This window comes from Flavobacterium micromati, from assembly GCF_900129585.1.
GTDB lineage: Bacteria > Bacteroidota > Bacteroidia > Flavobacteriales > Flavobacteriaceae > Flavobacterium > Flavobacterium micromati.
This window is the reverse complement of record NZ_FQWF01000007.1, coordinates 157,862-183,088: the sequence shown is the minus strand read 5'-3', so window position 1 is coordinate 183,088 and position 25,227 is coordinate 157,862. Positions and strand designations below refer to the sequence as shown.

Annotated in this window: 21 protein-coding genes; 9 read left to right on the top strand and 12 right to left on the bottom strand. The window is 32.0% G+C overall.

What is annotated here, in order from left to right:
* The first annotated feature begins 51 nt into the window (after positions 1–51).
* Positions 52–1,362 (top strand): phenylacetate--CoA ligase family protein, encoded by a 1,311-nt coding sequence (locus BUB42_RS09250; protein ID WP_073019464.1) that lies wholly within the window; start codon positions 52–54, stop codon positions 1,360–1,362.
* On the opposite strand, the gene BUB42_RS09245 is transcribed toward BUB42_RS09250, so the two are convergent.
* The 7 genes from BUB42_RS09245 to BUB42_RS09215 form a co-directional block, all read right to left on the bottom strand.
* Positions 1,346–2,119, bottom strand: a complete 774-nt coding sequence (locus BUB42_RS09245) for a glycosyltransferase family 2 protein (RefSeq protein WP_073019462.1) — start codon at positions 2,117–2,119, stop codon at positions 1,346–1,348. The genes BUB42_RS09250 and BUB42_RS09245 overlap by 17 nt on opposite strands.
* Before the next feature lie 2 nt (positions 2,120–2,121).
* Positions 2,122–3,474 carry an exopolysaccharide biosynthesis polyprenyl glycosylphosphotransferase gene (locus BUB42_RS09240; protein WP_073019460.1) on the bottom strand — a complete coding sequence of 451 codons (1,353 nt, stop codon included), beginning with the start codon at positions 3,472–3,474 and terminating at the stop codon, positions 2,122–2,124.
* Positions 3,474–4,457 (bottom strand): UDP-glucuronic acid decarboxylase family protein, encoded by a 984-nt coding sequence (locus BUB42_RS09235; protein WP_073019458.1) that lies wholly within the window; start codon positions 4,455–4,457, stop codon positions 3,474–3,476. Before BUB42_RS09235 ends, BUB42_RS09240 begins: the two co-directional genes overlap by 1 nt.
* A gap of 47 nt (positions 4,458–4,504) precedes the next feature.
* Complete coding sequence (locus BUB42_RS09230) at positions 4,505–6,184, bottom strand: DUF6909 family protein (RefSeq protein WP_073019456.1); 1,680 nt, start codon at positions 6,182–6,184, stop codon at positions 4,505–4,507.
* Positions 6,185–6,227: 43 nt separating this feature from the next.
* Complete coding sequence (locus BUB42_RS09225) at positions 6,228–7,094, bottom strand: carboxypeptidase-like regulatory domain-containing protein (RefSeq protein WP_073019454.1); 867 nt, start codon at positions 7,092–7,094, stop codon at positions 6,228–6,230.
* Positions 7,095–7,100: 6 nt separating this feature from the next.
* Positions 7,101–8,588 carry a GH3 family acyl-acid amido synthetase gene (locus tag BUB42_RS09220; protein WP_073019452.1) on the bottom strand — a complete coding sequence of 496 codons (1,488 nt, stop codon included), beginning with the start codon at positions 8,586–8,588 and terminating at the stop codon, positions 7,101–7,103.
* A gap of 62 nt (positions 8,589–8,650) precedes the next feature.
* Entirely contained in the window at positions 8,651–9,178 is a 528-nt protein-coding gene (locus BUB42_RS09215; protein WP_073019450.1) for a peptidase, read from the bottom strand.
* Positions 9,179–9,385: 207 nt separating this feature from the next.
* On the opposite strand from BUB42_RS09215, the gene tatA reads away from it, so the two are divergent.
* The 4 genes from tatA (at position 9,386) to BUB42_RS09195 (ending at position 12,067) form a co-directional block, all read left to right on the top strand.
* Entirely contained in the window at positions 9,386–9,559 is a 174-nt protein-coding gene (tatA, locus tag BUB42_RS09210; RefSeq protein WP_073019448.1) for a twin-arginine translocase TatA/TatE family subunit, read from the top strand.
* Between the two features lie 205 nt (positions 9,560–9,764).
* On the top strand, positions 9,765–10,031 hold the full coding sequence (locus tag BUB42_RS09205) for a DUF2089 family protein (RefSeq protein ID WP_073019446.1): 267 nt from the start codon (positions 9,765–9,767) through the stop codon (positions 10,029–10,031).
* Positions 10,032–10,033: 2 nt separating this feature from the next.
* Positions 10,034–10,621: a YIP1 family protein gene (locus BUB42_RS09200; RefSeq protein WP_073019444.1), complete on the top strand. Its 588-nt coding sequence runs from the start codon at positions 10,034–10,036 to the stop codon at positions 10,619–10,621.
* A 102-nt stretch (positions 10,622–10,723) separates the two neighbouring features.
* Positions 10,724–12,067 (top strand): alpha/beta hydrolase family protein, encoded by a 1,344-nt coding sequence (locus BUB42_RS09195; protein WP_073019442.1) that lies wholly within the window; start codon positions 10,724–10,726, stop codon positions 12,065–12,067.
* Between the two features lie 40 nt (positions 12,068–12,107).
* Here BUB42_RS09195 and BUB42_RS09190 read toward each other — a convergent pair whose 3' ends face one another.
* Positions 12,108–14,246: a Tex family protein gene (locus BUB42_RS09190; protein WP_073019440.1), complete on the bottom strand. Its 2,139-nt coding sequence runs from the start codon at positions 14,244–14,246 to the stop codon at positions 12,108–12,110.
* An 85-nt stretch (positions 14,247–14,331) separates the two neighbouring features.
* Between BUB42_RS09190 and BUB42_RS09185 the strand changes: the two genes are divergently transcribed.
* The gene (locus BUB42_RS09185; RefSeq protein ID WP_073019439.1) at positions 14,332–14,607 is read left to right on the top strand and encodes a DUF1294 domain-containing protein; all 276 of its coding nucleotides are present in this window, start codon (positions 14,332–14,334) and stop codon (positions 14,605–14,607) included.
* Between the two features lie 62 nt (positions 14,608–14,669).
* On the opposite strand, the gene BUB42_RS09180 is transcribed toward BUB42_RS09185, so the two are convergent.
* The 4 genes from BUB42_RS09180 to BUB42_RS09165 form a co-directional block, all read right to left on the bottom strand.
* Positions 14,670–15,497, bottom strand: coding sequence for a class I SAM-dependent methyltransferase (locus BUB42_RS09180; RefSeq protein WP_073019437.1), 828 nt, complete (start codon positions 15,495–15,497; stop codon positions 14,670–14,672).
* 45 nt (positions 15,498–15,542) lie between these two features.
* A complete protein-coding gene (locus tag BUB42_RS09175; protein WP_073019435.1) occupies positions 15,543–16,685 on the bottom strand; it encodes an ATP-binding protein in 1,143 nt (380 codons plus the stop codon).
* Positions 16,686–16,884: 199 nt separating this feature from the next.
* Positions 16,885–17,313, bottom strand: coding sequence for a ribose 5-phosphate isomerase B (rpiB, locus tag BUB42_RS09170; protein WP_073019425.1), 429 nt, complete (start codon positions 17,311–17,313; stop codon positions 16,885–16,887).
* A gap of 723 nt (positions 17,314–18,036) precedes the next feature.
* Positions 18,037–18,270, bottom strand: a complete 234-nt coding sequence (locus tag BUB42_RS09165) for a hypothetical protein (protein ID WP_073019423.1) — start codon at positions 18,268–18,270, stop codon at positions 18,037–18,039.
* Between the two features lie 119 nt (positions 18,271–18,389).
* Here BUB42_RS09165 and rnr point away from each other — a divergent pair, with 119 nt between their 5' ends.
* The 3 genes from rnr to BUB42_RS09150 are packed head-to-tail and all read left to right on the top strand — an operon-like array spanning position 18,390 to position 21,984.
* Positions 18,390–20,582: a ribonuclease R gene (rnr, locus tag BUB42_RS09160; protein ID WP_073019421.1), complete on the top strand. Its 2,193-nt coding sequence runs from the start codon at positions 18,390–18,392 to the stop codon at positions 20,580–20,582.
* A gap of 6 nt (positions 20,583–20,588) precedes the next feature.
* A complete protein-coding gene (locus tag BUB42_RS09155; RefSeq protein WP_073019420.1) occupies positions 20,589–21,257 on the top strand; it encodes a head GIN domain-containing protein in 669 nt (222 codons plus the stop codon).
* Positions 21,258–21,297: 40 nt separating this feature from the next.
* Positions 21,298–21,984, top strand: coding sequence for a LysE family translocator (locus BUB42_RS09150; protein WP_073019418.1), 687 nt, complete (start codon positions 21,298–21,300; stop codon positions 21,982–21,984).
* Positions 21,985–25,227: the final 3,243 nt, after the last annotated feature.

Below are 25,227 nucleotides of genomic sequence, written 5' to 3'. Positions count from 1 at the left end.
ACTATTCATTACATCTTAGTAAATATTATTTTTGATAAAATATCAGTTTGTATGATTCCACTTTTCGACATTTCACTTCAAGTAAATGGTTTCCCAATAAACAAAGCCAAAATTGAACTACAAAAAATTGTGGCATTCAATGAAGAAGAATACAAACTATTTCTGGAAAACAAAAAACAAGAAATTGTTGCATTTCACTTGGCAAATAATTCTTTTTACCAGCAGCTATCCGGCTCAAAAATAATTTCTAACTGGAGCGATTTACCTATTTTGAACAAACACAATTTACAAAAATCACTTTTAGAAAGACTTTCAAAAGGTTACTCTTTAAAAGATATTTATATTAACAAAACTTCGGGTTCCAGTGGCACTCCATTTGTTTTTGCAAAAGATAAATACTGTCATGCATTAACTTGGGCTTCCAATATGTACCGTTTTGGATGGTACGGAATTGATTTTAATACTTCGTATCAAGCCCGTTTTTATGGAATTCCGCTGGACTTTTTTGGCAATAAAAAAGAAAGAATTAAAGATTTTTTAAGTCACCGTTTTCGGTTCTCTATTTTTGATTTATCAGATTTAGTTTTAGAAAAAATGCTTCTGAAATTTAAGAAATCGAAATTTGATTACATTAATGGTTATACCAGTTCGATTGTTCTGTTTGCCAAATTTTTAAAGAAAAAAGGCATCATATTAAAAGACGTTTGCCCTACTTTGAAAGTCTGTATGGTAACTTCTGAAATGCTTTTTGAAGATGATAAACTACTGCTGGAAAAGCAATTTGGAATTACTATTGTTAATGAATATGGCGCTTCAGAATTAGATTTAATTGCTTTTCAGAATCCAAATTTAGAATGGCAAGTGAATGCCGAAACTTTAATGATAGAGATTTTAGACGACGATAATCAACCTGTTGCCAATGGTTCTTCAGGCCGAATTGTAATTACATCTTTGTTTAACAAAGCGCATCCGTTTATACGATATGATATAGGCGACATTGGAATTCTAGACAAAAAAAGCACTTTACAAAAACCTATTTTAAAAAAATTAATTGGACGAACCAATGACATTGCCATTTTACCCAGCGGAAAAAAAGCGCCCGGATTGACTTTTTATTATGTGACAAAAAGTATCATTGAAGATGACGGAAATGTGAAAGAATTCATCATTAAACAAACCAGAATTAATGCTTTTGAAATTGACTATGTGAGTGAAACCGAATTGCATTTGGAACAAATAAAAAAAATTGAAAAAGCAATAGAATTGTATCTTGAACCTAATTTACATTTTATCTTTACTCGAAAAGAACGTTTGGAAAGAAGTAGTCGCGGAAAGTTAAAACAGTTTAAATCGATGGTTTAATGTAACGTGGTTTAACTACTAATTGAGTAAATAAAAAAATGATCATGCATATTATCGATTTAACAACAGTAAGTTCATGAAACGTTTTGTAAACAGCGTAATTGTGCTTCACTAAATCAAATTTTGAGGCCGAAATTGAATTTTGTCGGACTCTGTAGTAGGCTAAACTTTGCGGAACAATGTGAGCTACTTTAATTTTTTGTAAAATAGTGAGCCACAACATCCAATCTTGTCGCTTTCTAGTTGAAGAAATACTTATTTTTCCAAAATAATCAACATCATAAATACCCGTGAGATTACCAACATAATTGCAAAAAAATAGTTGTCGATAGGAAAGATGTTTCGGTGCTTCGATTGCTATATTCAATGGCTTTCCCTCTTCGTTTATGCATTCATAATAGGAAAAAGTAAAAGGTATATTATTAGACTGAAGAAAATTAACTTGTGTTTTTAATTTTTCTGGCTTCCATAAATCATCGGCATCTAGAAACGCAATGTATTTTCCATTTGCAAAATCAAGAGCTTTATTTCTCGCAATTCCAGTTCCCGAATTTTTATTTAGTTTATTAACTTTAATTCTGTAATCAATACTTGCAATTTTATCAATGATAGCGACTGTTTCATCTGTAGAAGCGTCATCAACAATAATCATTTCCCAGTTTTGGTAGGTTTGATTTTGAACAGATTGAATTGTTTCCTGAATAAATTTCTCAGAATTATAGCAAGGAGTAATTATAGATACAAGTGGATTTTGCATTATTAATATGCTTTTTCATCACCTCTTAGTGTGTTGTATATTGTAATTAAAATAATCTTTATATCTAGTAAAAGTGACCAATTTTCAATGTAAAAAATATCATATTTTACTCGGTTTATGATATCTCCGTCTTTTTCTACTTCGCCCCTGTAACCTTTGGTTTGTGCTAGGCCCGTGATACCTGGTTTTACAAAATGCCGCACCATAAATTTATCGACTTTGGCAGCATAGATATTGGCTACACTAACCATGTGAGGTCTTGGTCCCACGACAGACATTTCGCCCAAAAAGACGTTGATAAATTGTGGCAGTTCATCAATACTAGTTTTGCGAATAAATTTACCTATATTAGTTATTCTCGTATCATTTTTAGAAGTCAACTCCATATCAGCAGTATCATTTAATTCCATAGATCTAAATTTATAACAATCAAAATCTTTATAATTTAACCCGTTTCTTTTTTGGACAAAAAACAAAGGTCCTTTCGAATCTAATTTAATTAGTATAGCCATAATTGGAATAAGCCACGATAAAACTCCAATTATTATAATTAATGAGAAAATAAGGTCAAAAGCGCGTTTAATTACTTTATTAAAACTTTCCTCCTGCAATATATTTCTTAATGAAATAACCGGAATATAGTCGTAGAATTCAAACTTTACATTTGAGGAAAGCATTTGTTTATCATCTGGAATAAATTTTACTGTTTTCAAATTGTTATCAGCAAAATCGATGATATCAGCTACCATATTTTCTGATAAATCAGCCATAGCGCAATAAATTTCATCTATTTTATTTTTAGATACAAATAAAAGACATTCCTTTATCGTGTCATTTTTATCTTTATCAAAAAAAAATACTTTAGTTAAGTTGTAACCATAGTCTGGATTATCAGTAAAAAAGTGTTTTAAGGGAGCAATATTATTATCATTCCCCAGTAAAACAACCGTTCTAGAATTTCCACCATATAAAACACGAAATTTTCTTAAAAAATAATAGATAAAAAGTTTGATCGAAAGAACAACTGATAGTGAGATTAAAACATAGAAAACTACTTTATCTTGATAGGCAAATGCTGAAAAATAAAGCTCTAACGCAAGACACATAACTCCAAATAAAACAGTCTGTTTCAGGGATTTGTTGAGAATTGCAATAACTCTAGTATAACGATACACCTCATAAAACCCAAAATAAGTAGCGATAACAATCCAAGCACTACTAATAAAAAATGCATACAAAAGTTGGTTTTCATGAAACGGACCAATGTAAACAGACAAGGCATTGATGACAATTAAATCAATCATGTATGAGAAAGGGCGGATATAGGCTGAATATCTTCCTGCTCTTGTCTTCACTACCTTATATAATTTGAGAAATCTTTATGCTCCTCTTTTGATAATTCTTCGTTAGATAGTGACTTAAAATAATCGTAAGTGATTTTCATTCCTTCAGCGCGACCTACTTTAGCCTCCCATCCTAGTAACTGTTTTGCTTTTGTAATATCCGGTTGACGCTGTAAAGGATCGTTTATTGGTAAAGGATGATACACTACTTTTTGACTTGTACCTGTTAACTTTATAATCTCATCAGCAAAGTCTTTAATGGTAATTTCATTTGGATTACCAATATTTACTGGATAAACATAATCTGAATGCAATAATCTAAAAATTCCTTCTACTTGATCATCAACGTAGCAAAAAGAACGAGTTTGCATTCCATCTCCAAAAATCGTTAAATCTTCGCCACGAATTGCTTGACCTATAAATGCCGGAATCACACGACCATCGTTGAGTCTCATTCTAGGTCCATAAGTATTAAAAATTCGAACAATTCTGGTTTCTACGCCGTGAAAAGTATGATACGCCATAGTTATCGATTCTTGAAAACGTTTGGCCTCGTCATATACGCCACGTGGGCCAATTGTGTTCACATTTCCATAATATTCTTCTGTTTGTGGATGAACCAAAGGATCGCCATATACTTCCGAGGTTGAAGCAATAAGAATTCGCGCATTTTTTACACGAGCTAAACCTAAAAGATTGTGCGTTCCTAAAGAACCTACTTTAAGTGTTTGAATAGGAATTTTTAAATAATCAATTGGACTTGCTGGTGAAGCAAAGTGAAGGATATAATCTAAATCTCCAGGAATGTGAACGAACTTAGTTATGTCGTGATGGTAAAATTCAAAATGTTCTAATTTAAAAAGATGTTCGATGTTTTTTAAATCACCGGTAATGAGATTGTCCATACCAATAACAAAATAACCTTCTTTTATAAATCGGTCACAAAGATGTGAGCCTAAAAATCCTGCGGCGCCGGTGATTAAAATTCTTTTCATAGTTTTTGCGTTTGTGAAAGAAGAATTAAATTCCTCATCTAGTTAGTTTATTTTATATTAAAAATTTGTTCTAAAATTTTTATAGTGATCAAATAAGTTGGTTTAACACCTGTAGTTCCTAATCCTCCGGAGGCTAGTGTACTTCCTGTTTCCAGCGGATTATCTGATGCGTAATAAGCATATCTTACTTTCACATCATGCGGCACACTTTTTCTAATTTTTGAAGCCGATTGAATGGCTTTTTGATAATAAGAGCCTTCCATTTCTAGTCCAATTATTCCCCAAGTTGATTCATGGAAGAATTTTAGTAAATCTCTATTTTGTAATGAAGTTCCCAAAACCGTAACCATTGGACCTGCAAAAACTGCAATGTCATTTCCTTCAAACATTTCTGCAGTTAGTTCATTTTCAAAATAATAATTATCCGCAGTTCCTTCATTGATGTGTGCATTTGGAATCATAATATCTCCTTTTCCGCCTTCTAGAATTCCTGCTTTTCCCATGATAGATACTGATTCTACATTAAGCAATGTGTCTTTCTTGAATGGTTTCAATAATTCATCTATAGTTTCATAGGCTTGCTCTCCAAAAGCGTAATCCATTACAATTAACACTGGTTGTTTATCTCCAGTATTTGCTGTAGTAAAAGAGGTTTTTTTCCAATCAATTTTGGCTGTATCAAATATTTGAACATCGATATTTGTTCCAGAACTGTCTGGCAACGAAATCATTCCTTGTTTCAATGCCACTGCTGTAACTTGGTTCCGAACCTCATCGGCACCAGATCTACTCAGTTCTTCGTAAATAAAGAAATCCGATTTGTCTTTAAATTTAGTTTTTAAAACCTCCGTAGCAAAGATAGAATTCATAACCGAGTGCATATTGGCACTAATTACATGAATAGGGCGATCTAAAAGCTGGTTTGCCTTTAAAACTTCTTTGATGTTTGTGGCCCAAATTTCTCCGTGAATATGATGTCCTAAACGTTCTCTTAAAATAGGACTAAACGTAATTGTTCGTTTATTATCATCTACAATCTCTTCAATTGCCAATTTCCCCAACCAAAAAATAACGTGCAAAAAACGATCTGGCGCAACCACTGAACCAAAAGCATCGTATATATCTAATACTTCTTCAAAAGTTCTTCCTAAAATATTAGCAGCGTGAGAAATGGCTTTTTCTTTTTCTACAAGAGTCAGTTTTTTCTTTTGAGAAACCGCTTGTTCTAGTTTAAACCAGTCACGCGAAACTTCGCCTGCATCATCAAGTAAAACGCGATTTCTAATTTTGTGTGATTCGATAAATATAAACGTCAAATGTGTCAAAATATCATAAATATCTGATCTACCTCTAGTTATTTCAACATTCATTTGTTCTTCATCAATACGGTAACAATTCCTGCGTCTTTTTGGCGGAACAATCGCTTGAAAATGCGATTTAGAATACCCTTCCTCTGAAGTTAAATTAATAAATCGGCATTCTTCAATTCCTACTGGCAAACGCTCTATAACGTATAAAAGTCCATTTAACTCTACTTTATCTTCGGCAATATTTCCATAAATCTCTGGGCGCAACGCTAATAAAGCTTCTCGTAATGTGTCGCCTGAAATCCCCATTGGTTTGTAAAAACCTCTATTGAACAAGTGGCGCATTGTAATGTACATTTTTTCAATAGCTGCTGATGATTCCTGCGCTCGCGAACGAGATATATTTTTAGTTTCTTTCATTTTATAATTATTTTCTAACCTGCAAAGTTAGTTTTTTTATGTTTTAATTTGTTAATGTAAGATTAATTGCGGGCTCTATTATTACGTTGTTTGAATTTTCATTCATTGAAGAACCTTTTCTTGACATCCATCGCCCTTCTCGATACATAAATGTATTTTCCGTTTCAACTTTATTCACTAGTACAGCTGGAGCATAATTTATAGAATAATTCTTTGATGATCCCTTAAAATTAGTTTTATATAAATATTTGTTTTCTTCAATTATCATCCATTCATAAGCTAGAAAGATTCCATTATGTGGAAATATTAGTTTGAATTTGGACAGATCAATCACATTTTTGTTCTTACCACTTTTGACAACAACTACAACATCTTCTTTTAATAAATCTTCTGCTGGGAAACCATTTTCTTGAACTGCAAAAATTCTCAATTTGAATTTAGCGTTTTTTATTTTGCTCTTTGTAAATACTATAGCATTTTTTAAAAAAGGAGTTTTTTTATACACTCCATTAAATTCAAATCGCTTCGCATAAATCCAAGGCACAGAACCTGATAGATGGCTTGTAATAGATTTTTTAAAATTTCCAATTTCTCTTTCTATTGATCCTTTGCTTTTACTTATTACAACTTCATTTAAATTATAAATGGCGGTTTGCAAAGTCACTATTTCTTTATCGACAATTTTAATTTTCTTTAATTCAAAACCTACTGCAGAGAAAATTAATACTTTTTCAATAGTGGAATTTATGAAAAACTGACCTTTTTGATTAGAGGTCGTTCCTATGTTTTCATTTTCTACCCAAATGTTGACATAAGCAATAGCTTGATTTTTCTCATCAACGACAGTTCCATTGATCTGCGAACTCATTGAAAAATAAACAAAAAATACAAGCACGTAAAAATTTTTCATTTTCCTTTATTTTCTTTTTAATAAGTCAACAATATTCCTATTGTCAGAAAGTCTAGGGATTTTATTTTGTCCCCCTAATTTCCCTATCGATTTCATGTAATCTTGAAATCCGTTTTTGGCTACTTTTGTAACAATTACTTTCTGCAATACTTTACCCACGATTAAATCATCGTAATACATATTTTGTTTTCGCATTGCGCTGTCTATCGCTTCCGCAAAAGCGCTACTGTCCTTTGGTTCGTTTTCAAATTCTATAAACCATTCGTGATAGGGTAAACCAGATTCTGGCGTGATTTGTGGAGCAACTGTAAATTCATTTATGCGAATATCAGTTCCAATGATTGCCTCTTGCAAAGCGTTTTCTACTTCCTTACCAATTACATGTTCGCCAAAAGCAGAAATGTAATGTTTAATTCTTCCCGAAACGACAATTCGATACGGTTTTAAGGAAACAAATTGAACAGTGTCGCCAATATTATAAGCCCAAAGTCCTGCATTTGTGGAAATGATTAAAACGTAATTCACATTCAATTCTACTTCACCAATTGTATAACGTTTTGAATTTTCATTTTGGAATTCGTCACTTCTTATAAATTCATAAAAAATTCCAGCGTTTAATAACAGTAACATTCCCTTTTCTTTTTGAGAATCTTGGTAGGCAAAAAATCCTTCTGAAGCCGGGAATAATTCGATACTATCTACTTTCCGACCAATAAGATTCTCAAATTTGGCGCGATAAGGTTCATAATTAACACCGCCGTAAATAAACAAATTGAAATTTTTAAAAATTTCACCCACTGGCTTCCCTCCTTTTTGCTGTAATTTTTCAAAATACATTTGCACCCAAGATGGAATTCCCGAAATAATCGACATATTTTCATTAAATGTCTCCTCAACAATTGCATTTACCTTAGTTTCCCAATCCTCAATGCAATTGGTTTCCCACGATGGCATTCTATTTTTTTGAAGGTATTTTGGAACAAAATGAGCCACAATTCCAGACAAACGACCAAATTGTAGACCGTTTTTTTTCTCCAAAATCGGGCTTCCCTGAAGAAAAATCATTTTTCCATCTACAAAATCAGCATTCCCTGTTTCATGTATGTAGTGCAAAATTGCATTTCTAGCTGCTTCGATGTGATAAGGCATAGATTCCTTAGTGAGCGGAATGTATTTTGCCCCAGAAGTTGTCCCAGAGGTTTTAGCAAAATAAAGTGGTTTTCCTTTCCAAAGTATATTTTCGGCACCTTTTACTACCTTATCAATATAGGGCTTTAGCCCTTCATAATCACGAACTGGAACATGTTTAGAAAAATCTGCAGTAGTTTTGATTTGTTCGAAATTATGATCAATACCAAACTGTGTGTTTTTAGCCTCTTTTATTAATTCTAAAAAGACTTTATTTTGAGTTGCAATAGGATTTACAACCCAAGACTGCGTTTTTTTATAGATTTTTTTTGCAAAAAGTTTTGCTGCAACAGATTTTATAGACATAGTTAATTTTGTTTTGCCACGAGCCTCGCCTTTCAGATGAGGGACACAAAGGCACAAAGTTTTTACTTTTTTGATTTTTTACTATTTCCCTCCTCGGGTGTAAAAGCTTTATTGAGTTGAACATTTTTTTCTTCCTCTAAAATCTGATCTCTTAATTCTAATTCTTCTTCAGAAGCTTTTAATTTTTCAGGTTTAATTGTAAGTTCTGTAGCAGCAATAATAGAATCTTTATTGAATTTTGCATAATCTAATTTTCCTGTCAGCACTTTTTTAATCGATAAAATATAAACTTCATTTTTCTTCAATGCGATTGTCAGCGAATCTGATTTTAAAGCGAGTTCTGTAGCGTCTTTTTTAAGCTTAGTAGAGGAATAACCAGGAATAAATTCGCGTAACGTAGTAAAAGCGATAATAAAAGTGGTAACAAATGTGATAATTATCGCACCCAAAGTTGCAAAGACAAAAACATTCATTAACGTTAATTTGAGCGAAAAGGTTTCCTCAAAAGTATCCTCGTTTAAAATTATCAAACGTCTTTTATTGAATAAATTTTCTTTTATTTTGAGTTTCTTCAACTTTGTTTTTAACATGTCATTTCAATTGAGAACAAATATAGCTATTATTGTGTATTTGTGTTCCTTAATGTCGAATTCAGAAAGCACCTTTCAAATAATTAGCAATTTTTTAACTGTTGTAAATTTAAATAAATTGAGTAAAATGGTTTTCAGTTAACTAATTCTATCTACCTTTGCTGTACTGTTTATTAAAAACTTGCCGAGGCAAAAAATTATTCTATCATGGGAAGATTAGGTGTTACAGAAATCCTTGTTATATTAGCGATTGTTTTATTACTTTTTGGTGGTAAGAAAATCCCAGAATTGATGAAAGGTTTAGGAAGCGGACTTAAAGAATTTAAAAATGCATCCAAAGACAGTCAACCAGCTGATAAAAAAGAAGATACGAAAGAGTAAACTCCAACGACGCCATTTAAAAGGCATAAATTGTAGAAATTTGAAGAAATCCCAAATATCAATTAATAGTGTTTGGGATTTTTTGTGCCTAAAAGCGAGATTTATTTTAATTACGTATTTTTCTATTCTAAAATTTTAGTAAAAAAAATTGATATAAATTAAATATTTTTTTAACTTTGTTAAAAATATATTTAATTTTATTAAAATGAAACTACCAATTGTTTGTCCAAGTTGCGAAAATTCGCTTCGTGTAAGTCAGATGAAATGTGAGCAATGCACCACCGAAGTCAATGGAAATTACGACTTACCACTATACTTAAAACTTAATAGAGAAGAACAAGATTTTATACTAGAATTTTTTCTAAGCAGTGGCAGCATCAAAGAGATGGCAAAGCAAGCGGGAAACTCTTATCCGACCATGCGCAATAAAATGGATGATCTTATTGAAAAAATCAAAAATTTAAAATTTTAATTATGAATTGGCAAACCATCTTTAATCCGTTTTCAAAGTTTTCAGAAAAACAATTGTTTGTTTTTGGTTTTTTAGTTTTCTGGATCAATTCCTTTGTCTGCTTTTTTACAAAAACAAGAATGGATAGTATATTTCATTTTACTCCAAATGAAAATCTGTCGTTTTCAACCGCCATACTTTTATGTGTTATAAGTACTGTTTCTGCCATAATATTTATATTTCTTATGGCTTTACTTTTTAACAAAAAGACCCGCTTTATTGATATCGTAAACACGGTGTTAATTTGTCAAGCTCCCAACTTTCTTGTATTATTATATATAAAATATAGCGGAATGGATACACTGGCAAGAAAACTACAAACAAATATTGGAACAGCGCCTAGCATTGAGGTAAGCGCGCCCAGCGTAATACTATTAGTAGCTTGTATTCTCCTACTTTTGACCATTATTGTGTATGGATTTGTACTCCTTTACAATGGTTTTAAAACCGCTACAAACCTCAAAAAATGGCAACACACCGTATTGCTTGTTATCTCATTATTCACTTTCTTAATTTTTCATCAAGTTTATATACACTATCTAGATCTCTAATCTAGTTACGAATACGCTACTTTATTTCAAACTCAATTCCCTTTTCAAATTGTAAAATTTGTTGAGACTTACTTCTATTGTCTAATAATAAAAACAAAAATCATGAAAACAAAAATTTTAATTCTTTCATTATTATCCATGCAATTCCTATTTGCACAAGAAATAACGGGTTCTTGGTCGGGAGAACTGAATGTTCAAGGAATGCAGCTCCCGCTAATAATCCATATAAAAAAAGATGGTAATAACCTCGTTTCAAGTATAGATAGTCCCAAACAAGGCGCTACTAATATTCCTGTTAAATCTACTAGTTTTATTGACAATCAACTCGTGATAAACGTACCGTCATTAGGGTTGAACTATTCTGGAAAATATGTTAACGAAAATATTGAAGGTGTTTTTAAGCAAGGAGATATGGAAATTCCGCTATCTCTTATTCGACAAAATAAAGAGGTGGTAGTAAAGCCTATAAATAGGCCACAATCGCCTAAAGCGCCATTTAAATACAATATTGAAGAGGTTAGTTTTGTCAATCCCACAGACAAAAATACTTTAGCAGGTACACTTTCAATACCGAAAAATTTTAATGAAAATTCACCCATTCTGATTATGATTACTGGTTCAGGTAGGCAAAATCGCGATGAAGAAATTTTTAACCACAAACCATTTGCAGTTATTGCTGATGATTTTGCAAATAAAGGGATTGCTACACTACGCCTTGATGATCGTGGAATAGGTGGATCTTCTAAGGGAGCTAACACTGATACTTCAGATAATTATGCAAATGATATTAGTAGTGCTGTGGCATTCTTAACTGACAAAGGATACGGTAATATTGGATTGATAGGACACAGCGAAGGCGGAATGATTGCTCCTATGGTAGCTAACAAGAATAAAAATGTACGCTTTATGGTCTTAATGGCTGGGCCTGGAACTCCTCTGGACGAATTATTAGTGCAACAAAACTACTTAGGGGGAAAATTAACTGGTATGCCCGAAAAAAACTTACTAGATAATAAAAAATCAAATCAGAAGACCTACGTCTTTATCAAAAATTACACTGGAGCTACTTTCGAAAAAGACTTACGATCATTTATTGAAACTACTGGAGAAAAGATGAACAATGATCAAATTAGCCAATTATCAGGGCCATGGTTTCGATACTTCATAAATTTTAATCCCGATTTCTATTTATCTAAAGTAAAAATTCCTGTTTTAGCAATTAATGGAAGTTTAGATTTTCAGGTTCCTGCCAAAGATAATTTAGCAGCAATTAATAAATCATTGACAAAAGCTAAAAATAAAAACTTTGAGACCTACGAATTCGAGGGACTGAATCATCTTTTCCAAGAGTGCAAAACAGGAGCATTCGCGGAATATGGAGAAATAGAACAAACTATTTCTCCCAGAGTTCTTGACAAAATGAGTACTTGGATTTTAAAAAAATAAAGCTAGGAAGTCCCGAGAAAATCGGGACTTTATTGTACTTTTAGATCACCATTGTCAACTGAATTCGCTTTCTTTCCTCATCCACTTCAGTTACTTTTACCTGAACATGTTGGTGCAATTTCACTACTTCATTTACATCGCTTACAAAACCTGCTTTGAGTTGTGAGATATGAACCAAGCCGCTTTCTTTAACGCCGATGTCAACAAAGCAGCCAAAGTTTGTAATATTATTTACAATTCCAGGCAAAATCATTCCCGATTTTACGTCCTTTATCGATTTTACATTTGGATCAAATTCAAATACTTTAACTGATTTTCTTGGATCCAACCCTGGTTTTTCAAGCTCTTTTATAATATCTTTTAAGGTTAATAAACCTATTTCAGGAGTAACATAATTTTCTGGTTTAATTAGTGCTGTTTTTTCTTTATTAGCAATTAAATCATTTACTGTCAACTTTAAATCTTTGGCCATTTTTTCAACAATTCCATAAGCCTCTGGATGCACCGCTGAATTATCCAATGGGTTTTTAGCGTTCGAAATTCTGATAAAAGCAACCCCTTGCTGATATGCTTTTTCGCCTAATCGCGGTACTTTTTTAAGTTGTTTTCGATCTGTAAATGGTCCGTTTTCAGAACGATATTGCACAATGTTTTCTGCCAACTTCTCTCCTATTCCACTCACATAACTCAGTAAATGTTTGCTCGCCGTATTAATATTTATTCCCACCGAATTTACGCAACGAATAACCGTTGTGTCCAATTCCTCTTTCAACTTGTGTTGATCTACATCATGTTGGTATTGGCCTACGCCGATGGCTTTTGGATCAATTTTCACCAATTCCGCTAAAGGGTCAGACAGTCGCCTTCCAATAGATATTGAACCGCGAACGGTCACATCATAATTAGGAAATTCGTCTCTAGCAATTTTAGAAGCTGAGTAAACCGAAGCACCAGCTTCACTAACAATAAAAACTTGAACCGGCTTGTCAAAAGCAATTTTCTTAATAAAAAATTCGGTTTCGCGCGAAGCAGTTCCGTTTCCTATCGAAATCGCGTCAATTTTATACGAGTTTACCATTGAACGTATTTTTTTCATCGCCATTGCTTCCTCTCCCGAGTTAATTCGGGACTGCAACGCGTGCGGATAAATCGTTTCGTTGTACAATAAATCGCCTTTTTCATCTAAACAAACTATTTTACAACCACTTCTAAATCCAGGATCAATAGCAAGAATTCGCTTTTCGCCCAGTGGTGGCGCCAATAATAACTGACTCAAATTATTAGCAAAAACCTGAATAGAATTGGCATCAGCCTTTACTTTCGCTTCCTGTAAACTTTCGTTTGAAATTGCAGGATTTAAAAGTCGTTTAAAACTGTCTTCAATAGCAAGTTGCATGTGTGAAGTAGAATTGCTTTGCTTTTTTAAAATTATTTCGTCAATTAAATCATATGCTTCGTCAGTGTCCACTTCAATTTTCATTTTAACAAAACCTTCATTTTCAGCTCGCAGCATGGCTAATAAACGATGTGATGGTGTTTTGCTCAACGGCTCTGACCAATCAAAATACTGATTGAATTTTTGAGCGTTTTCATCGTCTTTTTTAGTTTTTACCACCTTAGTAGTTATGCTGGCTTTTCTTTGATACAATCTTCGCAATTGTTTCCGAACATAGATATTTTCGTTGATCCATTCGGCTACTATGTCTCTTGCGCCTTGCAGAGCTGATTCCTCATTACTAAATTTCTCGTTCAGATATTTTGTAGAAATAAAATCCACATCTTCATTCCCTTGAGCCATGATGATTTTTGCCAAAGGTTCTAATCCATTTTCACGAGCTACATCAGCTCTTGTTTTTTTCTTCTTTTTGAATGGCAAATACAAATCTTCCATTTCTTGTAAATCAAAACTATTTTCAATCTTCGATTTTAAATCTGGACTTAACGCATTTTGCTCTGAAATAGATTTTAAGATTGACTCTTTCCTTTTGACAATTATCTCATATTCCTTTTGGAATTTGGCTATACTTTCTATTTGCACCTCATCAAGATTTCCCGTTTTGTCTTTTCGGTAACGAGAAATGAAGGGAATTGTGCAATCGTCGGTTAATAATTGAACAGTATTTTGAATGTTTATATCAGCGGTGGCAACGAATTTTGATATGAATTGCAGGTTGGTCATTTTTGATAAACGTTATTTGATAGTTAATATTAAATTTTAAAATCACAGCGCGAAAATAATATCTTTGAAGACTAAATTGAGTTAAATGATTGTTTTATTCTATCTGTTTCTATTTTTAAACACAATCAGCTTTTTGTCAATAGGCTACGATAAATATCTTGCTAAAAATTATAAAAATCGCGTTTCAGAGAAAACACTTTTGGTCTTAATATTGATTGGGGGAACAATTGGCTCTGGTTTAGGAATGATATTTTTTAGACATAAAACAGCAAAAAATAGTTATTTAATAAAGTTTTATGGCATTGTTTTTTTCCAAATTTTAATAAGTTGGTTATATTTATGCAACCCTTTTAAAAACTAAGGTTTGAAAGGCAACATTGCTGGAGAATTTCTATATTAATATTTTTAAGATCTAAGTGTGATTTAGTTTTTTGCCCCAATAAAATTCATACAGCATTCACTATTTGAATAAAGTTCTTTAGAATGATGCCATAAAATGAAATCTGAGTTTTTAAATACTTGCGCATAATTGTGTGAAAATGAATTTTCGATACCGTAAATTTCCGAATCCGGATTTTTTAAAAAATCATGATTGACTCCTGTAGGCTCGATTGCTAAAAAAATTATTTTTCTTTTTTTGTTCAATTCATCAAAGAGTGCTTGCAACTTAGATTGGGTAAAATATTCTAAAACACCTCTGGAAGTAACAATTATCATATGATCGTGTCCATTCTTTTTAATCCATTCAAAACCATCCGAAGCGACAAAGTCTAGATTGCTATTTTTGGCAAAAACTTTTTTATTTGCCTCTATCTGAACAACACTCAAATCTATTCCAACAAATTTATTTATTTGTGGAAACTTCGTGCTCAAATGCTCCAATATTGTCCCATCGCCAGTACCTATTTCAACCAATGTATTATATTGTCCTGAATCTAATTTCAATTGTTCTTGCAATAAATCCAATAAGAAAGAACATTTAGGTATGAAAAAATTTTCAAGCACATTGCTATTAAATCCACTTGAAAAATATTCCTCTCCTTTGTTAACCCAGTAATCTTGATGCAAGTTTGATAATGTTTCAAAATCTTTCTTTTTTTTTGCTTTTTCCAAAATAGCGTAACGAATTAGACGATCTCTCGTTGTAAGACCCATATCTATTGTCATCCCTTCACCACTTAACGCTGCTGCTTTTTTTGGCATGATTACAATAAGGATTTGGCCAACAATCATTTTTAGAAATTTCTTCATTTGATCATTTTTTTAATTTGTTGAATATTAAATAGCATTGTGAAATTACAGAATAAAATCTAAATAGTTACTCTTATTTATTACGTCAAACATCGCATCAGGATATGCTTTTGCGAAAGCAGCTGGTATTTTAGCTTTTCTCTTTTCGTTCCATTTGAATTCAAAACCATGCAAATAATCGCCTATTTCTTCTAACCAATCCAATTCTTGCTGATCATAGGTTCTCCAAAAATAATTTTTAACTTTTATTTTTTGATAATTTTGTTTTTTTACCCTTTCAGATGCTAAATAATTTTCCCATAAATCGCCAACATCAGTTCTGGAATCCAACCGATTAAAGTTACTGATGATGCCATTGCGAATACCATTATCATAAAAATACCATCGACTCGATTTTACTATTTCCTTACGTAAATTTCTACTAAAACCTTCTACTTTAAAAATAATAAATACTTTTGAAAGTAAGTCTAAATAGTTTGTTACTGTGTTTTTAGACATTTGCAATTGCGTTGCTAGCTCTTGTAACGAAATCTCTTTTCCAAGCTGATATGCTATCAATCGCAACAAATCATATATTTTATTAGAATGCTTTATGCCATCATAAATCAAAATATCCTTTAGTAGATAAGAATTGATTATTTCATATAAATATTCTTTTTTATCTTCCCAATCTGTATATTGCTCTAATTCCGGATAACCACCAAAAAGTAAACGTTGTTCTAAATTTTCGGCGGTTTGCTTGTAGTTTTCATAGGGAGCAAACTCTATTTGAGCCAATGGAAAAAGATACAAAGTGTTTTTTCTACCCACTAATGGTTCCCCTAAATTATTATTTAAATCAAAAACAGAAGAGCCGGTTGCAATAACTTTTATACCGGGAATTGAATCTACAATTAGTTTTAAAATTAATCCTATGTCAGGAATAATTTGTGCTTCATCTATTACTAATAAATCAATATTCGAGAGTAATCTTTGATAATTTATAACAGAACGTTCTTTGAGTAAACTAGCGTCATTTATATCTTCACCATTTAATTTTAAGAAGCTTCCAATAGGAATATTTTGAAGATAATTATTTATCAACTCCGTTTTTCCAACACGTCTTGCACCTAATAAAATCAACACTTTATTTGGAAGTAATTTATGGTTAAATTCGTTAGCGATTGCTCTTTTTAAATAATTACTCATGTTTTTTGTATTTGATAATATAATCAAATATACATAAAAAACGTTAATTCAGTCAGTGCGTTGACTAAATTTACATTAATTCAGTCAATACGTTGACTGAATTCACATTAATATAGATAATTGGAAATGGTAAACTATTAAATTGCAAGAAATCTGGCGTCATCGTAACGAATTGTTTTCTGTAAATTAAATAATTTATTTAACAAGAAATTTTATTTACTCTATTTTGATGTCTTCCGCCCTCAAATTCAGTATTTAAAAAAGCGTCCACCATTTCTACTGCTTGTTGAATTGAAGTATATCGAGCAGGAATACTTATTATATTGGCGTCATTATGTTGGCGCGCTAAAATTGCAATTTCTTTCATCCAACATAAAGCGGCGCGTACTTTTTGATGTTTATTAGCCGTCATTGCAATTCCGTTTCCGCTGCCGCAAATGATAATTCCAAAATCAGCTTTACCGTCAGAAACATCAGTTGCAACTGGATGACCAAAATCAGGGTAATCAACACTATCAGTAGAATCTGATCCGTAATTAATTACCTGATGTCCTTTTGCGACAAGCATTTCAACAATTGCCTTTTTATAATCGGGTGCAGCGTGATCGTTTCCTATAGAGATTTTCATAAAAGGTAAATTAAGTGGTGTGTTGCAAATTTACTCAAAGTATTTAAGTTTCACGATATATTTGAACTTACCAAAGTTTTTATTTAGAAAAAATAAAGAAAATAAACCAATAATCATTACACTACTGCAACTACCATTGTACCATTAGATTGCGGGTTATAAATATTTCTTGTGATGCATAATAACCTGCAAATCAATTACTATTTGATAACAAAAATGTTAAATATCTACATTGTTAATAGTAAAACGCAATTACTTGATATTCAGTTAACTTTAAATTAACATTGAGTGTTGATAACTTGAAATAGAAAGTAAAAACTATTTTACGGTTGTATTAAAAAAATAACTAATCCAAAACCCACTTTTAAAATCCTAATTTAGTTTGTCTTATTTCTATAATAGTTATCACTATCAGAAAGTTATTTATCAACAAAAAACGACAGGCTAAGTTATTTACAAAATCGGTATTCTATATGTTATCAACGATTGTTAATTAAAATGTAAAAAGACTTAAAAACTAAAGCTTTATCTAATTATAAGTGTGTTAATAACTCCCAATAACATGTTTAAACTTAATTTTAATACATTTTGAAATAAATTTATTGTAACTATTAACACGCTATCATAACAACCAAGAAAGATTTTAAATTTAAATTTTCTTTTTGTTTATTTTAATATATGTTGACAACTTTGAAAAAATTAATTTTTCTGATTGGCAGTTAATTAAACAATTTTTAATTTGTTATTCAAATGATCCAGCAATGCTTGAACTTTTTCAAAATCGTTCAAATGAATTTTAAGTTTGATTCCACCGTAAGCAAAACTTGCAAATGGATCAATGGAAACCAAAGTTTCATTTTCAAAAAAATATCGAATTTCTTCTTGCTCAAGCAAATGTTTGATAACGACAATTTCGTGTGAATAATTGTAAATTGCTATGGTTTGAAATTCCTCCATTTTTTATTGTTTTTATAAAGATACAATTATTCAGTAAAGTTATATTTTATTTAAAACTGCTTAGTCAATAACGATAACAGTTTAGTATTTTGTAATTTTAGACTTTTAAGAAAATTTTTATGAGTAAAAGATTAAGAAAGCCGGTAAAAAAGGGAAAAGATTTCTCTGAAAAAATAGTAAAAATATTATCGCAGAGTGCTAACAAAGCATTCAATTACAAACAAATAGGAGCAAAGCTAGAACTTGATGATACCGAAAGTAGAAATCAAATTATCAAAGATTTGAAGATTTTAGCATCTCAAAACATAATTATAGAATCAGAACCTGGGAAGTATTTAATAAAAGCAGTAAGCAAAGATTATTACGAAGGTAAAATAGATATGACAGGTCGTAAAACAGCTTATTTTGTTTCTACTGAACTTGAAGAAGATGTTTTTATTCCATCTAATAATTTAAATCACGCTTTAGATAAAGATATCGTTAAAGTATATGTTTACAGTCGTAGAAACGGAAAAAAACCCGAAGGCGAAGTAATAGAAGTTATCGAAAGGCATAAAACTGATTTCGTAGGGGTAATTGATATTCAAGCTAATTTTGCTTTTGTTTCAACTGCCAATCCCAAAATGTACACCGATATTTTTATTCCAAAAGATAAAATTGGCGAAGCAGAACAAGGCGATGTAGTTTTAGTTCATATCGAAGATTGGCCAGCAAGAGCCGATAGTCCTTTTGGGTCAGTTATTAGAGTTTTAGGAAAACCTGGAGAGCACGACACTGAAATTCATGCAATTCTTGCGGAGTACGGTTTACCGTCAGAATTTCCAATTGAAGTAGAAACCTTTGCACAAAAAATTGATACTTCAATATCGGAAAGTGAAATTGCAAAACGTCGCGATATGCGTGATACTTTGACATTCACTATTGATCCAAAAGATGCTAAAGATTTTGATGATGCACTTTCTTTTAAACAATTAGAAAATGGGAATTACGAAATTGGAATCCACATTGCCGATGTTTCGTATTATTTGCAGGAAGGAACAATTTTAGATGACGAAGCCTATCAGCGCGCAACTTCGGTTTACTTAGTAGATAGAGTAGTGCCTATGTTACCAGAAGTCCTATCTAATTTTGCTTGTTCATTGCGTCCAAATGAAGAAAAATACACTTTTTCGGCAATCTTTGAAATTAATGAAAATGCTCAAGTGATGAATCAATGGTTTGGAAGAACTGTAATATATTCTGATCAACGTTTTGCTTACGAAGAAGCACAGTACGTTATTGAAACGAAAAATGATACAATTCCAGTGGAAACTTCCATAACTGGAGCTGCATATCAAGTTTCTGCAGAAATAGTTGCAGCGACGCTTAAAATGGATGAATTAGCTAAGATTCTTAGAAAAAAGAGAATGGCTGAAGGAGCTATAACTTTTGATAAAGTAGAAGTGAAATTCAACTTAGATGAAGCAGGTGAACCTCAAGGCGTTTATTTCAAAGTTTCTAAAGATGCCAATCACTTAATTGAAGAATTTATGCTTTTGGCCAATAGGAAAGTGGCAGAATATATTGGCAAACAAAAGAAAACTTTTATCTACAGAATTCATGATGAACCAAACGAAGATAAATTAATAGCCATGCAAACCGTAATTGCTAAGTTTGGATATAAAATTGATTTTCGTAATAAAGGGGATATTTCTAAATCATTGAATGCTTTGATGGAAGAGGTAAATGGTAAAAAAGAACAAAATCTAATTGATACTTTAGCAATTAGAAGTATGAGTAAAGCTAAATATTCGACAGCTAATATAGGACATTATGGTTTAGCTTTTGATTATTATTCCCATTTTACGTCACCTATTCGTCGTTATCCTGATGTAATGGTGCACCGTTTGTTACAATATTATCTTGACGGAGGAAAGTCAGCTGATGAAGAAACGTATGAAACTAAATGTTTGCATTCCTCTACAATGGAAGGTTTAGCTACTCATGCTGAAAGAGATTCTATAAAATACATGCAAGTGAAATACATGCAAGATCATCAAGATCAGGAATTTTTAGGAGTTATTTCTGGTGTAACTGAATGGGGAATTTATGTAGAAATTATCGAGAACAAATGTGAAGGAATGTGCAGAATTAGAGATATCAAGGATGATTATTACACCTTTGACGAAAAACAATATGCATTAACAGGAGCAACTTCAGGTAAATTATTACAATTAGGAGATGAAATTTACGTTAAAGTTAAAAATGCTGATTTAGTTAAAAAACAGTTAGATTTTAATTTTTTAAGAAGAAGCGACGAACTAGTAAAATAAAAAAGGATGAAAAGAGTAGCGATTATTGCATGTGTATTTTTAAGCCAAATTACAATTGGGCAAGTAACTAGAAACTTAGGAGATTTTGATGAAGTTAAGGTCTTTGATAAGATTAATGTAAAGTTAATTCCGTCAACAGAGAACAAAATTGAAATAAAAGGATTGCGCGCTGAGGAAATGCAAACCGTTAATAAAAATGGTGAGTTAAAAATCAGAATGCCGTTTCCTAAACTTTTATCTGGTGATGAGATCGTAGTAAAATTATACTTTAAAAGAATTGAAAGTATTTCAGTTAGCGAAGGAAGTTACGTTTCAAGTGAGATCAATTTCAAACAAACTAGTTTAGAATTAAATGCTACAAGCGGAGGAGAAATTGATTTGGAAATAAATGTTGATAAAGTTAATATTAAAGCAAATGCTGGAGGAATTGTAAATATATCAGGGAAGGCCGCTAATCAAAATGTGACAATTACATCTGGTGGAATTTTAAATGCAAAAGATTTAGATACGGCTCAAACATCTATTAGCGTTTCTGCAGGGGGACAATCTGAGATTCGCGCTAATACATTAGTTGATGCCAAAGTAAAAGCTGGAGGTTCTATTTTTATCTATGGTAAACCAAAACAAATCAACAAGGATGTTTTTATTGGTGGGACGATTTTAGAAAAAAATTAGTATTTTACCATTTATTTTAGAGTAATTAATTTAGTTTTTAATGATAAATGATATTTTAGCAGGTATTCCTTGGGGAATCTTTTTAAGTTTTATGATAGGCCCTGTATTTTTTATTTTGCTCGAAACTAGTATTATAAAAGGGTTTAGAGCAGCATTGGTATTTGATTTAGGCGTAATCTTAGGTGATATTATTTTTATTGGAATTGCTTATTTAGGAAGTTTCAGATTGATTCAAAGTCTAAAAGATAAGCCTGCTCTTTTTATTTTTGGTGGTTTACTAATGCTTGTTTATGGAATAATCTCTTTTATAAAACTTAAAAAAGAAGAAAAAGTAAATACAGATATCATTGATAAAGAAATCATCAAGAAAGATTATGCTAGTTTATTTGTAAAAGGTTTTTTTTTAAATATTATAAATATTGGAGTTCTAGGTTTTTGGTTGGCAGTGATTATTTCTGTAGGACCTAAATTAGAGATGCAAACCTCCAGAATGATTATTTTTTTTACTGCAATAATTTTATCATATTTAATTGTGGATTGTATCAAAATTCTTTTAGCTAAGCAGTTAAAAAATAAGTTAACACCTGTTAATATTTTAAAGATCAAAAAAGGGGTAAGTATTATTTTAATGATTTTTGGAACTGTTCTTATGACACAAGGTTGGTTTCCCAAAGAAAAAGAAATGGTAAAACATGCTTTAGAAAAGATTGATAAACGAGGAAATTAATAAAAGTTTAGTAATTGCTAATACATTTAGATCAGGTTACTCCATTTGTCACGTTGGAAGCGTCTCAACAATTTCGAGCAATTTTATTGAAACACTTCTAAAATAACCAAAGCTACTCCAATTGTCACGCTGGAAGCGTCTCACCAATTGTGAGCAACTCTTTTGCGACATTTTACAATTACAAGCTAAAGCCACTCCAATTGTCACACTGGAAGCGTCTCAACAATTGTGAGCATTTCTATTGAGACATTACCAAAAAGACAAGGTAATTCCACTCCAATTGTTACGCTGGAAGCTTCTCAACAATTTTGAGCATTTTACATTGAGACATTACCAAAAAGACAAGCTAAAACCACTCCAATTGTCACGCTAGAAACGTCTCAACAAAATTGAGCAATATATTAGAGACGCTTCCAGCGTGACAAAATGAATACTGAAAAATTATTTTATATAATTTTTTATAAGGGATAGGGTTTTTTTGGATGTATTTAATAGCCATATCAACCTAATTCTCAGTAATTACCATTAGTTTGAATTAAGAAGGTTAGAATTATATTAATTAACTCCTAACCAACTTCTTTCAATGTAATTCTCTATCGCTAGTGCATCAACCTACGGGCATTGTCACGCTGGAAGCGTCTCAACAATTTTGAGCATTTCTATTGAGACATTACCAAAAAGACAAGGTAAATTCACCCCATTTGTCACAATGGAAGCGTGTCAACAATTGTCAACAATTCCATTGAGAATTACTAAAAAGACAAAGTAAATCCATTCCAATTGTCACGCTGGAAGCGTCTCAACAATTGTGAGCATTTCTATTGAGACTGTACCAAAAAGACAAGGTAAATCCACTCCAATTGCCAAATAGGAAGCGTCTCAACAATTGTGAGCATTTCTATTAAGTTATTACCAAAAAGGTAAAGTAAATCCATTCCAATTGCCACGTAGGAAGCGTCTCAACAATTGTGAGCATTTCTATTGAAACTTTACCAAAAAGACAAGGTAAATTCACCCCATTTGTCACAATGGAAGCGTCTCACCAATCGTGAGCAACTCTTTTGCGACATTTCACAATTACAAGCTAAAGCCACTCCAATTGTCACGCTGGAAGTGTCTCAACAATTTTGAGCATTTCTATTGAGACATTATCACAAAGACAAGGTAAAGCGGTTTGATTTGTCACGCTGAAAGCGTCTCAACAATTTTGAGCAATATATTAGAGACGCTTCCAGCGTGACAAACTGAATACTGAAAAATTATTATATATAATTTTTCATAATGATTAGGTTTTTTTTGTGTGTATTTAGCAGCCAGATCAAATTAGTTCTCAGTAATTACCATTATTTTGAATTAAGAAGGTTAGAAATAAATTAAATCATTATAAGCTAAATCCACTCTAATTGTCACGTAGGAAGCGTCTCAACAATTGTCAACAATTCCATTTACAATTACTGAAAAGACAAAGTAAAACCATTCCAATTGTTACGCTGGAAGCGTCTCACCAATCGTGAGCAACTCTTTTGCGACATTTCACAATTACAAGCTAAAGCCACTCCAATTGTCACGTTGGAATCGTCTCAACAATGGTGAGCATTTCTATTGAGACATTACCAAAAAGACAAGGTAAATCCACTCCAATTGTTACGCTGGAAGCTTCTCAACATTTTTGAGCATTGTTATTGAGGCATTTGAAAATTAAAAGTTAAATCCACTCCAATTGTCACGCTGGAAGCGTCCCAAAAAAATTGAGCAATATAGTAGAGACGCTTCCAGCGTGACAAACTGAATATTGAAAAATTATTTTATATAATTTTTTATAAGGGTTAGGTTTTTTTTGTGTGTATTTAGCAGCCATATCAACCTAATTCTCAGTAATTACAATTATTTTGAATTAAGAAGGTTAGAAATAAATTTATTAATTATAAGCTAAAGCCACTCCAATTGTCACGCTGGAAGCGTCTCAACAATTGTGAGCAACTCTTTTGCGACATTTCATAATTATAAGCTAAAGCCACTCCAATTGTCACGCTGGAAGCGTCTCAAAAAATGTGGGTATTTCTATTGAGTTATTACCAAAAAGACAAGGTAAATCCACTCCAACTGCCACGTAGGAAGCGTCTCGACAAAATTTAACAACATAATAGAGACACTTCCAGCGTGACAAACTGAATACTGAAAAATTATTTTATATAATTTTTCATAAGGATTAGGTTTTTTTTGTGTGTATTTAGTAGCCAGATCAAATTAATTCTCAGTAATTACCATTATTTTGAATTAAGAAGGTTAGAAATAAATTTATTAATTATAAGCTAAAGCCACTCTAATAGTCACGCTGGAAGCGTCTCAACAATTGTCAACAATTCCATTTACAATTACTGAAAAGACAAAGTAAAACTATTCCAATTGTCTCGCTGGAAGCGTCTCAACAATTGTCAGCATTTCCATTGAGAATTACTAAAAAGACAAGTTAAATCAACTCCAATTGTCATCCTGGAAGCGTCTCAACAAAATTGAGCAATATATTAGAGACGCTTTTAGCGTGACAAACTGAATACTGAAAAATTATTATATATAATTTTTCATAAGGATTAGGTTTTTTTTGTGTGTATTTAGCAGCCAGATCAAATTAGTTCTCAGTAATTACCATTAATTTGAATTAAGAAGGTTAGAAATAAATTAAATCATTATAAGCTAAATCCACTCCAATTGTCACGCTGGAAGCGTCTCAACAATTGCGAGCAACTCTTTTGCGACATTTCACAATTACAAGTTAAAGCCACTCTAATTGCCACGCTGGAAGCGTCTCAACAATTGTGAGCATTTCTATTGAGACATTACCAAAAAGATAAGCTAAAGCCACTCCAATTGTCACGCTGGAAGCGTCTCAACAATTTTGAGCATTACATATTGAGACGTTACCAAAAAGACAAGTTAAATCCACTCAAATTGCCACGTAGGAAGCGTCTCGAAAAAATTGAGCACCATAATTGAGACGCTTCCAGCGTGACAAACTGAATACTGAAAAATTATTTTATATAATTTTTTATAAGGGTTGGGTTTTTTTTGGATGTATTTAATAGCCAGATCAACCTAATTCTCAGTAATTGCCATTAGTTTGAATTAAGAAGGCTAAAAATTAATTAATTAACTCCTAACCAACGTCTTTCAATGTAATTCTCTATCGCTGATACCTTAATCTGCGCAAATTGTCACGCTGGAAGCGTCTCAACAATATTGAGC